The organism is Arthrobacter sp. UCD-GKA (genome assembly GCF_001863355.1).
GTDB lineage: Bacteria > Actinomycetota > Actinomycetes > Actinomycetales > Micrococcaceae > Paeniglutamicibacter.
Genome location: NZ_MOLR01000013.1, coordinates 88,571 through 104,212, shown reverse-complemented (window position 1 = coordinate 104,212; position 15,642 = coordinate 88,571). Strand labels below are relative to the sequence as shown.

Here is a 15,642-nt window from a genome sequence, read left to right as displayed (position 1 = left end):
GGACCAACCCGCTAGAATCCATCTCGAAGGCCGTAGCCTCGAACGCTGGATCGGTTGGCCGCCAAGCCGCAGTCATTGCAGCCGCATCAGGTCTCGTTTTGACCTTGGGCGTTCCCGCAGCCCAGGGCAACGTATCCCGCGAAGCAAGCGCCGTCCCCGTTGAAGGCCTTTCCGCAGAGCGCGTAGCCGTCAAAGCCGTCTCGGTCTCGACCGAACGCGCCAAGGACCTGAACATCGAGCGCGCAGCGTTCACCTCCAAGCCGGCTCCGGCTCCCGTCGTGATCGCCGTGGCCAACGAGGTCACCCCGCGCTCCACCACTTCCTCGACGCGTTCCAGCAATGCCGACGCCTTTGCACCGGTAACCCGCTCGAACCGCGGCACCACCGAATCCACCTCCTCGGCCCCCAAGGTCAAGAGCGACTCGGTCAACACCGCCAACCTCTCCGGCATCGCGGCAACCGCTGCCAAGTACGTGGGCGTTCCCTATGTATGGGGCGGCAACACCCCGTCGGGCTGGGATTGCTCCGGCTTCGTCAAGTACGTCTACGCACAGCACGGCATCAACATCGCCCGCGGCACCTCGGCCATCCGTGGCTCGGGCCAGTTCGTTCGCACCTCCAGCCCGAAGCCGGGCGACCTGGTGTTCCAGAACGGTGGCGGCCACGTCGGCATCTACCTCGGTGGCGGCAAGATGATCGGTGCACAGAACCCGACCGTCGACACGATCCTTCACGACGTCTCCCGCAACCCGCTCTACGGTTACTACACCCTCAAGGGCTAAGCTCAAGCGTTCCAAGGCCCCCGGGCGATCCGCAAGGATCGACGGGGGCCTTGTCTGTTAATCCCCCCAACAGGGCGTGCGTCCGGGACGGCAGGTGCGGCCCGTGGCGCCCGATGCCCACGGGAACGGCCGAAACGCCCCTCCAGGGGGTGTACCGCGGGAAAATTTCCGGTGGATTTTTTAACCAGTTGCCGACAAATGCGAGCAAAACAGTCATCCATTGTCTTAGGCTAGGGCACAGGAGCCAAAGCCGAGTGCCGCGTGCGCCACCGTGAGGGATTTCCGTCGTGGACGGGTCCCTCTGTTGCGCCGGGTCAGGATCAGAGGATGCGCACATGCGAACCCTTGTACTGAATGCAGGATTTGAACCGCTGGCGGTCATTACCTTCCGCCGGGCACTTCTCCTTGTCCTCACCGGAAAGGCCACCGTCCTTGCCGATGACGACCGGGACCCGGTCGTCGGGGTCAACCATGTGGTGCCCAGGCCCACGGTGATCCTGCTGAACCGCTACATCCGCCTGCCGTACCGCTCCGTCGTCAATGTCTCGCGCCGCGGGGTGCTGCGCCGCGACGGGCACCGCTGCGCGTACTGCGGACGAAGCGCCAACACGATCGACCACATCGTGCCGCGGAGCCGCGGCGGCGAGGATTCATGGGAGAATTTAGTAGCGGCATGCCAAGGCTGCAACAGCGCCAAGGGAGACCGGACGCTGGCACAGCTGGGCTGGAAGCTGCGGTTCGCCCCGAGCCGACCGCGAGGCGCCCAATGGTTCATCACCGAACTGGAACGCCCCGCAGAGGCTTGGAGTCCCTTTTTACGGAGTGCAGCATGAAATTCGATGCGATCATCGTGGCCGGTGGCCGTGGGTCCCGGCTCGGCGGGGTCAGCAAGCCCCTTCTTGAACACCGCGGCGAGACGTTGCTGGAGCATTCGCTCAACGCCGTCCGTGATGCCCAGGCCATCGCCGTGGTCGGCGCCCATGCCCTGGCCGAAGCCGTCACCCGGTACATGGACTGTGCCCCGGACCACCAGCGCGTGGTCATCACCCGCGAGTATCCAACCTTTGCGGGCCCCGCCGCGGCGGTCGCCGCCGGACGGGCCGCCCTGGACGACGGACCAGACGACGAAAGCGCGCAGCGCGAAAACGAGGCTTCCGAGCTGACAATCGTGCTGGCCTCCGACCTCCTGGATCCGGGCCCGGTGGTCGCGGCACTGCTGGCCGCCACCGACAACCCGGTTCAGGGAACCGAGGCATGGGTGCCCCAGGATGCCTCAGGGGTGCTGCAGACGCTCTCCTGCGCTGTCCTCACCTCCTCCCTGCGCGAAGCCATCAGCCGGGCCTCCGAACCCCGAGGAAGTCTCGAGAATGCGTCAATGATGCGTCTGCTTGCTACAGTGCAGATGGAACGACTGAAGCTTCCCGACGCGGACTTCAGCGACATCGATACGCCCGGGGATGCCGGGCGGCACGGGATAGCGGTGGCCAACGGCCACTGACAAGGAGAATGCATCATGCCGGAAGCCCAGCTCGATCAATGGATCAGGGAACTCCTGGCGGCGTATGAACTCAACGACACCGAAATCGACATCGACCAGGTGCTCTCGCTGGCCGGCGTTGCCGCGCACACCATCGTCCGCCCCGCCGCCCCGCTGACCACCTACGTGGCCGGTTATGTGGCAGGCCTTGCCGTGGGCAGCGGCCGGGCCGGCACGAAACCGGCGATGGAGTCGGCAGACTCCCTGGCACGGACAGTGCTGGCCGCACGCCCCGCCTCCACCGACGACGCCTGAGCCGTGCCGCGTTGAAAGACCAATCCTGGGACGGCGCCCGCACCGAGGCCCACCGGCTGGGCACCCGGATCGCCGCCGCGCCCCAAACGGTTCCCCTGCACCTTGCCGCAGGACGGATCCTCGCCGCCGACCTGGTGACCGCCTACCCGATGCCGCATTGCGCGACCTCCGCCATGGACGGATACGCGGTCAACGGCACTGGGCCCTGGCAGCTGCTCAGGRCGCTGGCCGGCAACCCGGGCGCGGGCGAAAACCTGGTGCTTGGTTCCTCAGAAGCCACCGCGGTGGTCACCGGGTCGCTGGTTCCCGAGGGCACCACAGCCATCCTGCGCGTCGAGCACTCCCGGCTGGAAGGCGGGCTGCTCCACGGCGACCGCCAACTGCGCCTCGGGGCCGACATCCGCCCCGCCGGAACCGAAGCCGCCAAGGGCGAGCTGCTGGCCCGGTCCGGAACCCCCCTGCGGGCAGGGGTGATCGCCACGGCGGCGGTCTCGGGCCACGACGAACTCCTGGTTGCGGCAACCCCCTCGGTGCACCTGGTGTTCACGGGCGACGAAGTCATCGCCGTGGGGCACCCGGCCCCCGGACAGGTCCGCGACGGGTTCTCCCCGGTGCTGCCCCAGGTCGTGGCCGCCCTGGGCGGCACTGTCGGCAGCGCGGTGCGCATCGGGGACAGCCTCGAAGCCACGGTGGCGGCGATCGACTCGGCACCGGCCCGGGCGGCGAACATCATCGTCACCACCGGCGGCACCGGGTTCTCCGATCGGGACTTCGTGCGCGCCGCGGTTCGCGAAGTGGGCGGAACGGAAGTGGTCCCCTCCATCGCCATGCGCCCCGGCCACCCCTCGATGCTTTCGACACTGCCCGGAAACCGGCTGTTGGTCGCCCTGCCCGGAAACCCGCTGGCCGCGCTCATGGCCGTCGCCACGCTGCTGGACCCGCTGCTGCGCGGGGCCACCGGGTGCGAAACGGCCAGGCTGCGCTCCGCGACCTGCGCCGCGGACTTCGCCCCGCTGCCCGGGCGCACCCGCCTGGTCCCGGCCCGCTGGGTCCCCGGAGCCGCCGGCCCCGACGCCCTGGCCCCGGCCGAGCATGTCTCCCCGGCGATGCTGCGCGGGCTGGCCGCGGCCGATGCGATCCTGGTGGTCGGGCCGGACGGGGCGATTGCCGGTGCACCGGCTTCCTACCTTCGGTTACCGTGGTAGCCGGACATGAAAACACCTAAGACCAACAGCCAAGGCCGGAAGGGCAAGAGAAGGACATGGGACGGAAAATAGTCCGCAGGCGCATCACCAGGGCAACCCTGGACGGGGCCCGGATAGCCCGCGAGGAAAAGCTGGCCGTCGAGGAACCGCTGGAAATACGCTTCAACGGCACCTCCTTCACCACCTCCATGCGCACCCCGGGCGACGACTTCGACATGGTTGCAGGGTTCCTGCTGGCCGAGGGCCTCATCAGCCGCACCGAACACCTGGTGTCCATGCGCTATTGCGCGGGCACCGACGAGGACGGCAACCAAACCTTCAACGTCATCGACGTGCAGCTTGGTTTCGGGGCCCAGGCCCCTGACATGTCCGCGGCACGGAACGTGGTGACATCCTCGGCCTGCGGGATCTGCGGGACCAACTCCATCGACGAGGTCACCAAGAAATCCTCCTACCCGCTGGATCCGGCCCGCGGGCACCTGCCGGTCCAGACGCTGTTGAAGATGCCCGACACCCTGCGGGACGCACAGGAACTGTTCTCCGCCACCGGCGGAGTGCACGCCGCGGGCCTGTTCACCACAGCCGGGGAACTGCTGGTGCTGCGCGAGGACGTCGGGCGGCACAACGCCGTGGACAAGGTCGTCGGGGCTGCGCTGCGCGAGCATAAGTTACCGCTTCATGACTGTGTCCTGCAGGTCTCCGGGCGGGCCTCTTTCGAACTGGTGCAGAAGGCCGCGATGGCCGGGATCCCGGTGCTGTCGGCCGTCAGTGCCCCCTCTTCGCTGGCAGTGGAATTGGCCGACGAAACCGGGTTGACGCTTGCGGCATTCTCCCGGGGTAGTACGGTAAACATAYATACGCATGCCGACAGGGTTGGATCCGGTTCCTAGGAACCATCCAGCACCGGGTTTCCCCTTCAGCGCACGCGAGCGGCCACGGTCCGCGAAACCGTTGTTGAACGTGGAGGATACATGCATCGGCCAGCCCCAACGCAGGACATCAATGAAGACGACCTGGTAGTCACCGAGCCCAAGCGCAGTGCGGCCGGAGTCGAGGCCGTGATGGTCTCGATGAAGCGCGGTTTCGCCGAGGCAGGAGTGAGCCGGACCCTCCGTTCGATGCTGCGCATCAACCAGCGCGGAGGCTTCGACTGCCCGGGCTGCGCGTGGCCCGAGTCCATCACCGGTGCCCGCAAGCCGGCCGAGTTCTGCGAGAACGGCGCCAAGGCCATTGCCGAGGAAGCCAGCGCCCGCACCGTGACCCCCGAATGGTGGGCCAAGCACCCCATCAACGTGCTGCGCGAGAAGACCGAGTACTGGCTCGGCTCCCAGGGCCGCATCACCGAGCCCATGATCATCCGCGAGGGCGAAAGCCACTACACCCCGATCACCTGGGCCCAGGCCTTCGCGACCATCGGCGAGCACGTCAGGGCGACCACCCCGGAGCGGTGCGTCTTCTACACCTCCGGGCGCACGGCCAACGAGACCGCGTTCATGTACCAGTTGATGGCCCGGTCCCTGGGCACCAACAACCTGCCGGACTGCTCGAACATGTGCCACGAATCCTCGGGCTCCGCGCTGAACCCCACCATCGGCATCGGCAAGGGCACCGTCTCGCTGGAGGACTTCGAGCACGCCGAACTGATCTTCGTCATCGGCCAGAACCCCGGAACCAACCACCCCCGGATGCTCTCGGCCCTGGCCGATGCACGCAAGCGCGGGGCGCACATCGTCGCGGTGAACCCGTTGCCGGAAGCCGGCTTCTTCGGGTTCAAGGACCCGCAGGCCGTGCGGGGCATGCTCGGCAAGTCCGATGACATCAGCGACCACTTCCTGCAGATCAAGGTCGGCGGGGACCTGGCCCTCTTCCAGGCCTTCGGCCACCTGCTCTTCGAGGCCGAGGCCAAGAACCCCGGCACCGTGGTGGACAAGGCCTTCGTCGACTCGGTGACCGACGGCTTTGACGCCTACAAGGAAGCCCGCGCCACCCTGGATTGGGAGGCCACCGAGGAAGCCACGGGGCTGACCCGCGCCGAGATCACCACGGTGGCCAACCTGCTGATCAAGTCCAAGGCCTCCATCTTCTGCTGGGCGCTGGGATTGACCCAGCAGCCGCACTCGGTGCCGACGCTGAAGGAAATCATCAACCTGCTGCTGCTGCAGGGCAACTTCGGCAAGCCCGGCGCCGGTGCCTGCCCGGTGCGCGGGCACTCCAACGTCCAGGGCGACCGGACCATGGGCATCTGGGAGAAGCCCGGCGAGGGGCTGCTGGCTGCCCTGGATGAGGAGTTCAAGATCGACTCCCCGCGGGCCCACGGCTTCGACTCCACCGAGGCGCTGGTGGCCTTCGAAAACGACACCGTCGACGTGTTCGTCTCCATGGGCGGGAACTTCGCCCTGGCGAACTCGGAAACCGAGGCCCTGGAGGCCGGCATGCAGCGGGCCAAGCTGACCGTGCACATCTCCACCAAGCCCAACCGCTCCCACGTGGTGCACGGGCAGACCTCGCTGATCCTGCCCACCCTGGGACGCACCGATCGCGACGACAAGCACCCCGGCGGACCGCAGTTCCTCTCCGTGGAGGACTCCATGTCCGTCATCCACTCCACGCAGGGCCGGCTCAAGCCGGTCTCCGAGCACCTGCTGGCCGAGCCGGTCATCGTCGCGCGGATGGCCACCGCCATCCTGGGCGAGGACCACGTGGTGGACTGGAAGGCCATGGCCGACGACTACGACGTCATCCGCGACCACATCTCCCGGGTGCTGCCGGGCTTCGAGGACTTCAACCGCCGGGTCCGCGGGCGCAACGGCTTCGTGCTGCCCAACCCGCCGCGCGACACCCGTTCCTTCGCCACCGACATCGGCAAGGGCAAGTTCACGGTCTCGCCCTTCGAGGCTCTTTCGGCCCCGGAGGGGCACCTGATCCTGCAGACCATGCGGTCCCACGACCAGTACAACACCACGTTCTACGGGCTCGATGACAGGTACCGCGGCATCAAGAACGGGCGCCGGGTCATCCTGATCAACCCGGAGGACCTGGCCGAGCTGGGCCTTGAAGACAAGTCGCTGGTCGATGTGATCTCCACCTTCGGCGGGACCGAGCGCCGCGCCAACCGCTTCCGGCTGGTTTCCTACCCGACGGCCAAGGGCTGCGCCGCTGCCTACTTCCCTGAAGCGAACGCGCTGGTGCACCGGGACCTGGTGGCCCGCGAGTCCAACACCCCGGGCTTCAAGGCCATCACGGTGCGCTTCGTGCCGCACACCCGCGAGGCCGCGCGGATGTTCGACGAGGACGCCGTAGCGGTCGGTTAGGCCGCACCGGCAATCCCATTCATTGGGCATGTTGGCCCCGTGCCGGCCCGGTGAGGGATAGGCTGGGCGGTTCATCGAGCCGTCCAGCCCCAAGATCCAAAGGTACCGCCTTGTCCCCCAGGTTTTCCCCGCGCACGATCATGGTTGTCGGCGTCCTGCTGGCCGTGCTGGCGGGCCACGCAATGCCCCTGCAGGCCCGCATCAACGGGGAAATGGGGATTCGGCTCCAGGACGCGGTCGCGGCCGCGCTGGTGAGCATGGTGGTGGCCTTGGCGGTCATCCTCGCCGTCACCGTCGGCACCGCCGGCGGGCGCCGGGGCCTGGACCGCCTGCGCACCGAAACCCGCGCGGGATCCATCGGCTGGTGGAACTACCTGGCCGGGGTCATGGGTGCGGTCTTCGTGGTGGTGATGGCGGCCACCGCTCCAATCGTCGGGTTGGCCATCTACACCGTGGTCGTGGTCGCGGGCCAGACGCTGTCCGGATTGATGGTCGACCGCCTCGGACTGGGGCCGGGAGGCCGGCGCAGGATCACCGCGGTCCGGGGACTCGGGGTGCTGCTGGCCATCGCCGGGGTGCTGGTGGCGGTGTCCCCGCGGCTGTCCGGGCTGGCCGACCCCGCCGCCCTGGTGGTGCCCATCCTGGCGGTGTTTGCCTCGGGCATCATCATGAGCCTCCAGCACGGTTTCAACGGGACCGTGGCCGCGCGTGCGGGTTCCCCGCTGCCCGGGACCCTGGTGAACTACCTCCTCGGGGCGGCCGTCCTGCTGGCGGTATGGCTGGTGAAGCTGGCCCTCGGCGGCCACGTCCCGGTGCTGCCCCACGAGCCGTGGCTGTATGTGGCCGGGGCGCTGGGGACCGGGAACCTGATCCTTTCGGCCATCCTGACGCGGCATATCGGGATCCTGGTCACCGGGCTGGGCATGATTGCCGGCCAGCTGATCGGGGCGTTGCTGCTTGACCTGCTGCTGCCCGCCGAGGGCACCGCCATCTACGTGCAGACGGTCGTGGGGATCGCGATCGTGCTGGCCGCCATGTTCCTGGCCGCCCTGGGCCCGAGCCGGCCGCGGGCCGGCCGGGGTGCCGGTGGCGAACAGGGGAAGAAAAGCGGGGCAGAATCGGTTGCAACCACAGTCGGCGGTTCGCCTGCCGACTAGTATCGGCCAGTGGCATGCATCCGGGGTCCCCGCTGCGTGCCTGTTGGCCCCGTCTGCATGAAAAGAGCACCACATGAGCATGGAAAACGCGGCCTGGCATTCGCTGTGGCGGATGTCCGGCGACAAGGGCAAGGCCTACGCGGACACGACCCCGCGGCGGGTGCTGTCCTTTGCGGCGAGCTACAAGAACAGGTTGCTGGTCTTCGTGCTCTTCTCGGTGTTCTCCGCGGTGCTGGCGGTGATCACCCCGGTGCTGGCCGGGCGCGTGGTCGATGCCATCGTGGCCCAGACCGGGGTCCAGGTGGTGCTGAAGCTGGCCGGGATCATCGCGATCGTGGCCGTCGCCGATGCCGTCGTCTCGCTGGTGGTGCGCTGGTATTCCTCGCGCCTGGGCGAGGGAATCATCTTCGATCTGCGCACCGCGGTCTTTGACCACGTGCAGAAGATGCCCGTGGCCTTCTTCACCCGCACCCGCACCGGCGCGCTGGTCAGCCGGCTGAACAACGACGTGATCGGCGCACAGTCCGCCTTCGCCGGCACGCTCTCGGGCCTGGTGTCCAACACCGTGGCCCTGCTGCTCACCGCCGGGGTCATGTTCTCCACCTCCTGGCAGGTCACCGCGCTGGCGCTGGTGCTGCTGCCGATCTTCCTGCTCCCGGCACGGCACTTCGGCAAGTCAATCGCGCTGCTGCGCCGGGAATCGGCCGACCTGAACGCCTCCATGGGCACCCAGATGACCGAGCGCTTCTCCGCCCCCGGCGCCACCTTGATCAAGCTCTTTGGCCGCCCGGCCGAGGAATCGGCGCAATTCGGGCTGCGCGCCGGACGGGTGCGGGACATCGGGGTGAAGATGGCTATGCGCCAGTTCTTCTTCGTCGCCATGCTCACCCTGGTCGCCGCCCTGGCTCTGGCCCTGGTCTACGGGCTCGGCGGGGTCTACGCCATGCGCGGGGAACTGGCCGCCGGCGACGTGGTGGTCCTGGGCATGCTGCTGACCCGGCTCTATGCCCCGCTGACAGCCCTGGCCAACGCCCGCGTGGAGATCACCAGCGCGCTGGTCAGCTTCGACCGCGTCTTTGAGATCCTCGACCTCGAGCCGCTGATCCACGATGCACCCGATGCCCGGGTGCTGGATGCCGGACCGGTGTCGGTGAAGTTCACCAACGTCTCCTTCGCCTACCCCAGCGCCGAGAAGGTGTCCCTCGCCTCGCTGGAGGACGTCTCGGTGCTCGACACCCGGGGAGGGGAAACGGTGCTGCACGGCATCGACTTCGAAATCCCGGCAGGGTCCACGGTGGCCCTGGTTGGTTCCTCGGGCGCCGGCAAGTCCACCATCGCCTCGCTGCTGGCGCGGCTCTACGACGTGGATTCGGGCAGCGTGCAGCTGGCCGGCGTCGACATCCGCAAGCTCAAGCTCGACTCGCTGCGCTCCACGGTCTCGATGGTCACCCAGGACGGGCACCTCTTCCATGAGACCATCGGGTCGAACCTGCGCCTGGCAAAGCCCGAGGCCAGCGACGCGGAGATCTGGCAGGCCCTGGAAAGGGCACGCTTGGAACCGACCATCTCGGCGCTGCCCGACGGGCTGGACACCGTGGTGGGGGAGCGCGGCTACCGGCTCTCGGGCGGGGAACGCCAGCGCATGACCATCGCCCGGCTGCTGCTGGCCGCCCCGCAGGTGGTCATCCTGGACGAAGCCACCGCGGCGCTGGATTCCGCCAACGAGGCCGCCGTGCAGGCGGCACTGGCCGAGGCCCTGCAGAACCGCACCGCGCTGGTGATCGCCCACCGGCTCTCCACCATCCGCTCGGCGGACTTGATCCTGGTCATCGAGGACGGGCGGGTCGCCGAGCGCGGCACCCACGCCGAGCTCATGGCCGTGCGCGGGCGCTACGCCGAGCTGCACGACACCCAGTTCGCGCAGTGATCGCCGGGCTCAGCGGCCCAGCAGTCCCGGCAGCACCTTGTCCCGCAGCAGCGGGGCGATGTCGCCGCGGGTGAGCGCTGCCGCCGGGTCGATCCAGAGCATCTGTTCGATCTCGGCCTGGACCTTGGGCGTGTCGGAAGTGCATGCCCCGAAGAGGTGCGCATGGATATCGGTGTCGGTCTCATTGGCCGCCGGGCCCTTCCACAGGCCCATGGAATCGACCTGGCCAGGGGCGAAGGCCAGCCCCAGTTCCTCCTGGACTTCGCGCAATACCGCGGCCATCGGGCTTTCGCCGGGTTCGAGCTTGCCACCGGGCTGCATGAACATCACGGTGCCCTGTTTACGCACCAAGAGGATGCGTCCGGAGGGGTCGAGCAATTGCAGGGCGGCGATGGTAAGAATCTTTGGCACAACTTGAGCTTAACAACCATTCAAAGCACAGGTGGGGGTGATAACGTGCTTTGTGGACAGGCCTCGGCGCGCGTTTTTCCATTTAACGGTGGATACTGGAGTCAATTCGGCCAGGCGCCACGTCCGACGAACCGGCCTAGTCATTGGGGACTAACGGTTCGGGCAAGGCCAACGGGGGATCAAATGTGGATCTACAAATGGAGAATTGATGCAGCGGGGCACCAACTTAGGTCGACTCGGGGATTTTAATCAGGCGGTCATCTTTGAATCGATCCGCCGTGCAGCCGACGGGGTCAGTCGCGTAGAGCTCGCCGGCTCCACCGGGCTTTCCGGTTCCCGAGAAAACCATCGAGACCATGGCACAGACCGTGGACGAGATCATCTCCGAATCCGGCGTGCCGCGCAGCAACGTGCTTGGCGTGGGCGTGGTGGTCCCCGGACCGCTGGATCCCGTGCGCGGGGTCATGATCGACCCGCCGTTGCTCGACGGCTGGAAAGACGTCGACATGGTCGAACCGCTGCACCGGATGCTCAAGCTCGACGTGGTCATCGAAAAAGACACCATTGCCGCCTCCATCGCCGAGCAGTGGAAGGGCAACGACGCCGAACGGGACAACTTCGTCACGATGTATGTGGGTGCCGGAATCGGCGCAGGCATGGTCCTGAACGGGGAAATCCACCGCGGCATCAGCAACAACGCCGGCGAGATCGGGCACTACTCCACCGGTGTCGTTTCCCAGGAATGCGAGATCTGCGGCCGCAACGACTGCCTGCACGCCTCCTTGTCGTTCAACCTGATCGCGCAGCGTGCCCGCGCACGAGGGCTGGGCCTCACGGTGCCCGACGACGGCACCGCGGAACAGCGTGCTGCAGGCATGAACGAAATCGTGGCGCTGGCGAAGTCCGGCAATGAAACCGCCGTGGAACTGATCCGCGAATGCATGGGACACGTCGGCCAGGTCGCCGGACAGCTGTGCAACACCCTGGACGTAGGCCTGGTGGTCCTTGCCGGGCCATTGTGGTCCGAGGTCGGCCAGTGGTGCCTGGAAGACGTGCGGGCAATCATCAACGAACGCTTCAGCTCCAAGAACGTCCATGCGGTCGAGGTCCGATCCTCGACCTTGGGCCATGAAGTGGGTGCGATTGGCGGTGCCTGCGTCGTCATGGACGAGAGCCTCTCGCCCAAGGCCGCCGCGCTGTTGTTGCGCTAAACGGTCATATATTGCGTCGATGGGTCGTCGGATGTGACTATCTGACGACCCATTGTCTTACTACTGATGGGTCGGTTGACAATCTATCTCTAATGGATTTAGATGACCGGTAAGAGTTGGTTGCAACCGAGCTGCCCACCGTTGTTTGTGTGACAGTCTTGATTTTCCGCAAAGCTAACGCGTGGGGGAACGGCAGGTCGGCTGCTGGGGACCCGGCTCTTAACGCCGTCGACCGGTGCCGTGGGATGTAATGGGAGTTATCCCACGGTTTCACCGGTCGGCGGCACCTTTTTCTTAACGCCGGATTGTGTGGCACGGCCCGAAACCACACGGGGCGATGTATGCCATGACGACCACGGMCTGCATGTGCCTAACCCAGGAAACCGGGCATCGGCGGGGCCGTCAGGCACGTGCCACTTGGTCAACCTGCGGCGGGGCCCAGGTGTCCGGGCACGCCCGAATCAGGGCCAACGGCAAGAGCGCGACCTGCAGGTTTGCAGGTCGCGCTCTTGGTTGGTGCCCCTGACCGGAATTGAACCGATGGCCTACTCTTTAGGAGAGAGTCGCTCTATCCAACTGAGCTACAGGGGCGCGTTTCGCCAAAAAACGATCCGGGTCAATACTAACGGTATTTGGCGAAGCTTGGTCAATGTGGCGCAGCGCGCCGCCCGGCGGCCGCGAACTTCCAGGCCCTAGAGCAGGCCCTTCTTGGACAATTCCCACTTTTCGCGGAACGTGCGCACAAACGAAGCGATGAGCACACCGAAGAGGATTGCCGCGGTGGCAAAGAGCAGGATCCAGCGGGTGGTGGTCAGCGTTGAGGCCAGGGTCACGGCGGCCGGGTCCAGTGCACCGGTGAACAAGGCATCGATGGCACGGTTCTCCCACAGGTCGACGACCGCGAAGAGCATGGGCACCGCCCACAGGAGCCAGCGGCCCATGCCGCGGGAGGTGTTGATGTTCACCGCCAGCATGGTGACCAGCGCCAGGAAGAGCGGGAAGAGCAGGCCAGCGGTCTTGTGCACGTAGTTCAACTGTCCGACGGCGTCCGCATCCATGGCCTGGCGCAACGCCTCGACGTGCCCCGCGGAGTAGCCGCCGATCATCTGGTCCGGCATGGCCAACTCGTTGGACAGATCCGTCATCTGGTTAAGCACGAGCAGGTGGTAGTACCAAAATAGGAAGAGCACCACGACGAACCCGGCAACCAGGATCAGGCTCCCGTTGCTGGCAGCCTTCTCCGGGGAGCGCTGAGTCGAGGGGTTGGGAGCCGGTGCTGCCGGGGCGGGACGGTTGTACTGCTTCTTTTTCTTCTTTGACTTGGCCATGACCCCAATTATGCCGCCTAATGATCGGGGCCAGGCCAACGGGTGGGCGCACCGCCGTAGACTGGGGCCATCATGGATTTTCTTTTCGATGACTTCGTCGCGCCCGCCCAAGCCCCGCCCCTCCCAGATGCCCAGGCGCTGCTTGCCGGGCTGAACCCCCAGCAGGAGCAGGCCGTCAAGCACGCCGGGTCCCCGCTGCTGATCGTTGCCGGTGCCGGCTCCGGCAAGACGCGCGTACTCTCGCACCGCATGGCCTACCTGCTGGCCACCGGGAGGGCGCGACCGCACGAGATCCTGGCCATCACCTTCACCAACAAGGCCGCAGCCGAGATGCGTGAACGCATCTCGGCGCTGGTGGGCGAGGACGTGGCGAAGAAGATGTGGGTGTCCACCTTCCACTCCTCGTGCGTGCGGATCCTGCGCCGCGAGGCGGCCTCGGTGGGACTGAAGTCCAGCTTCTCCATCTACGACTCCGCCGATTCCCTGCGCCTGATCACGCTGGTGTCCAAGGGCCTGGAACTGGACCCCAAGAGGTTCACGCCCAAGTCCATGGCGCACAAGATCTCCGCGCTGAAGAACGAGCTCATCGACGACGAGCAATATGCGGCTACCGTTGCCTCCAACGACCCGTTCGCCTCGGCGGTCTCGCAGGTCTACCGGGGCTACACCGAGCGGCTTCGCGCGGCCAACGCCCTGGACTTCGATGACCTCATTGCCCACGTGGTCAACATCTTCCGTGCCTTCCCGGCGGTGGCGGACAACTACCGCCGGCGCTTCCGCCACGTCATGGTCGACGAGTACCAGGACACCAACCATGCCCAGTACGCCCTGGTGCGCGAGCTGACCGGGCCCGACGGCCCGACCCCGGGCGGGGAACTGACCGTGGTGGGCGACTCCGACCAGTCGATCTACGCCTTCCGCGGGGCCGACATCCGCAACATCGTCGAGTTCGCCAAGGACTACCCGGACGCGGTCACCATCAAGCTCGAGCAGAACTACCGCTCCACCCAGACCATCCTTTCGGCCGCCAACGAGGTCATCAAGCGCAACCCGGACCGACCCGAGAAGAGGCTGTGGACCGCCGAGGGCGACGGCGAGAAGATCATCGGCTACGTGGGGGAGTCGGAGTCGGACGAGGCCCGGTGGATCGCCGAGGAGATCCTGCGCCTGAACGACGAGGAGTCCATCCGTCCCGGCGACGTTGCCATCTTCTACCGCACCAACGCGCAGTCCCGTTCCCTCGAGGAGCAGTTGATCCGCGTGGACTTGAAGTACAAGGTCATTGGCGGAACCCGCTTCTACGACCGCAAGGAAGTCAAGGACGCCCTGGCCTACCTGCGGGTGCTGGTGAACCCGGAGGACGACATCAACGTGCGCCGGATCCTCAACGAGCCCAAGCGCGGCATCGGGGACCGGGCCGAATACTCGGTGGCCGCGCTGGCCGAACGCGAGCGGATCTCCTTCATGGAGGCGCTGCGCCGGGCCGATGACGCACCCGGGCTGGGAACCCGCGGCCAGAACATGGTCGGGGCGTTCGTGAAGATCATGGACGACCTGGCCGTGGTCGCCGACGGGTCCGGCCCGGCCGAGGCGCTCGAGGCGGTGCTGGAGCAGACCGGCTACCTGGAGATGCTGCGTTCCTCCAACGACCCCCAGGACGAGTCCCGCGTGGAGAACCTTGCCGAGCTGGTGGCGGTGGTCCGGGACTTCATGAAGGAGAACCCCGAGGGCACGCTCACCGACTTCCTCGAGCGCGTGGCGCTGGTGGCGGACGCCGACTCGATCCCCGACGCGCCCTCCGACGCGGAGGGCGTGGACATGGCCCACCGTGAGGGAATGGTCACGTTGATGACGCTGCACACGGCCAAGGGCCTGGAATTCCCCGTGGTCTTCCTCACCGGCATGGAGCACGGCATCTTCCCGCACCAGCGGTCCCTGACCGATGAAAAGGAGCTGGCCGAGGAACGCCGGCTGGCCTACGTGGGGCTCACCCGGGCCCGCCAGCGCCTGTACCTGACCCGCGCCGAGTACCGCAGCCTGTGGGGCCAGTCGCAGTACAACCCCGCCAGCCAGTTCCTCGAGGAAATCCCGGAAACCCTGGTCGAGTGGAAGCGCGAGGGCACCAAGCGTTCCAGCTTCGAGTCCTTTGGCGGGAGCAGCAACTTCGCCACCAGCCGCTACGAGTCGGGCTCCTACTGGGGTGCCGGCACCGGATCCGGTGGCGGGGGCAGGCTCTCCGGCGCCCCGGAAATCCACACGCTGAGCACCGCGCCCACGGCGCGGGCCAAGGGCCGGGTGCAGCCGAACAAGGAAATCATTTCCCTGTCGGTGGGGGACAAGGTCAGCCATGGCACCTTCGGCAAGGGCGTGGTCCTGGCCCTGGAAGGCGCCGGGGACAAGACCGTGGCCAAGGTGAAGTTCGCGGACGCGGAGAAACGGCTATTGCTGCGATACGCCCCGCTGGCCAAGCTTGACTAGCTACGTTGCCGAGCAAGAGGATGCCCCCGCGAACGCCATG

Annotated in this window: 13 protein-coding genes and 1 tRNA gene; 11 read left to right on the top strand and 3 right to left on the bottom strand. The window is 66.8% G+C overall.

Going from position 1 to position 15,642, the window contains the following annotated elements; all coding sequences use genetic code 11:
• Positions 1–104: 104 nt before the first annotated feature.
• The 9 genes from BLJ79_RS19065 to BLJ79_RS19025 all read left to right on the top strand — a co-directional run bounded on the left by BLJ79_RS19065 (position 105) and on the right by BLJ79_RS19025 (position 10,174).
• Positions 105–782, top strand: a complete 678-nt coding sequence (locus BLJ79_RS19065; protein ID WP_286135564.1) for a C40 family peptidase — start codon at positions 105–107, stop codon at positions 780–782.
• A 335-nt stretch (positions 783–1,117) separates the two neighbouring features.
• Positions 1,118–1,615, top strand: a complete 498-nt coding sequence (locus tag BLJ79_RS19060; protein WP_071216357.1) for an HNH endonuclease — start codon at positions 1,118–1,120, stop codon at positions 1,613–1,615.
• Positions 1,612–2,280 carry a molybdenum cofactor guanylyltransferase gene (gene mobA, locus BLJ79_RS19055; RefSeq protein WP_071216356.1) on the top strand — a complete coding sequence of 223 codons (669 nt, stop codon included), beginning with the start codon at positions 1,612–1,614 and terminating at the stop codon, positions 2,278–2,280. Before BLJ79_RS19060 ends, mobA begins: the two co-directional genes overlap by 4 nt.
• Before the next feature lie 15 nt (positions 2,281–2,295).
• Positions 2,296–2,574, top strand: a complete 279-nt coding sequence (locus tag BLJ79_RS19050; RefSeq protein WP_071216355.1) for a DUF6457 domain-containing protein — start codon at positions 2,296–2,298, stop codon at positions 2,572–2,574.
• An 11-nt stretch (positions 2,575–2,585) separates the two neighbouring features.
• Positions 2,586–3,779, top strand: a complete 1,194-nt coding sequence (locus tag BLJ79_RS19045; RefSeq protein WP_071216354.1) for a molybdopterin molybdotransferase MoeA — start codon at positions 2,586–2,588, stop codon at positions 3,777–3,779.
• Positions 3,780–3,835: 56 nt separating this feature from the next.
• A complete protein-coding gene (gene fdhD / locus BLJ79_RS19040; protein ID WP_071216353.1) occupies positions 3,836–4,669 on the top strand; it encodes a formate dehydrogenase accessory sulfurtransferase FdhD in 834 nt (277 codons plus the stop codon).
• Between the two features lie 81 nt (positions 4,670–4,750).
• Complete coding sequence (locus BLJ79_RS19035) at positions 4,751–7,090, top strand: FdhF/YdeP family oxidoreductase (protein WP_071216352.1); 2,340 nt, start codon at positions 4,751–4,753, stop codon at positions 7,088–7,090.
• A 110-nt stretch (positions 7,091–7,200) separates the two neighbouring features.
• Positions 7,201–8,247 carry a DMT family transporter gene (locus tag BLJ79_RS19030; protein WP_071216351.1) on the top strand — a complete coding sequence of 349 codons (1,047 nt, stop codon included), beginning with the start codon at positions 7,201–7,203 and terminating at the stop codon, positions 8,245–8,247.
• A gap of 73 nt (positions 8,248–8,320) precedes the next feature.
• Complete coding sequence (locus tag BLJ79_RS19025) at positions 8,321–10,174, top strand: ABC transporter ATP-binding protein (RefSeq protein ID WP_071216350.1); 1,854 nt, start codon at positions 8,321–8,323, stop codon at positions 10,172–10,174.
• Positions 10,175–10,183: 9 nt separating this feature from the next.
• On the opposite strand, the gene BLJ79_RS19020 is transcribed toward BLJ79_RS19025, so the two are convergent.
• Positions 10,184–10,585: an NUDIX hydrolase gene (locus BLJ79_RS19020; RefSeq protein ID WP_071216349.1), complete on the bottom strand. Its 402-nt coding sequence runs from the start codon at positions 10,583–10,585 to the stop codon at positions 10,184–10,186.
• 356 nt (positions 10,586–10,941) lie between these two features.
• Between BLJ79_RS19020 and BLJ79_RS19015 the strand changes: the two genes are divergently transcribed.
• Positions 10,942–11,796, top strand: coding sequence for an ROK family protein (locus tag BLJ79_RS19015; RefSeq protein WP_286135558.1), 855 nt, complete (start codon positions 10,942–10,944; stop codon positions 11,794–11,796).
• 514 nt (positions 11,797–12,310) lie between these two features.
• On the opposite strand, the gene BLJ79_RS19010 is transcribed toward BLJ79_RS19015, so the two are convergent.
• Positions 12,311–12,387 (bottom strand) — tRNA-Arg (locus BLJ79_RS19010).
• A gap of 101 nt (positions 12,388–12,488) precedes the next feature.
• Positions 12,489–13,124, bottom strand: a complete 636-nt coding sequence (locus BLJ79_RS19005) for a hypothetical protein (RefSeq protein ID WP_071216348.1) — start codon at positions 13,122–13,124, stop codon at positions 12,489–12,491.
• Positions 13,125–13,196: 72 nt separating this feature from the next.
• Here BLJ79_RS19005 and pcrA point away from each other — a divergent pair, with 72 nt between their 5' ends.
• Positions 13,197–15,602 carry a DNA helicase PcrA gene (pcrA, locus tag BLJ79_RS19000; protein ID WP_071216347.1) on the top strand — a complete coding sequence of 802 codons (2,406 nt, stop codon included), beginning with the start codon at positions 13,197–13,199 and terminating at the stop codon, positions 15,600–15,602.
• The last annotated feature ends 40 nt before the right edge of the window (positions 15,603–15,642 follow it).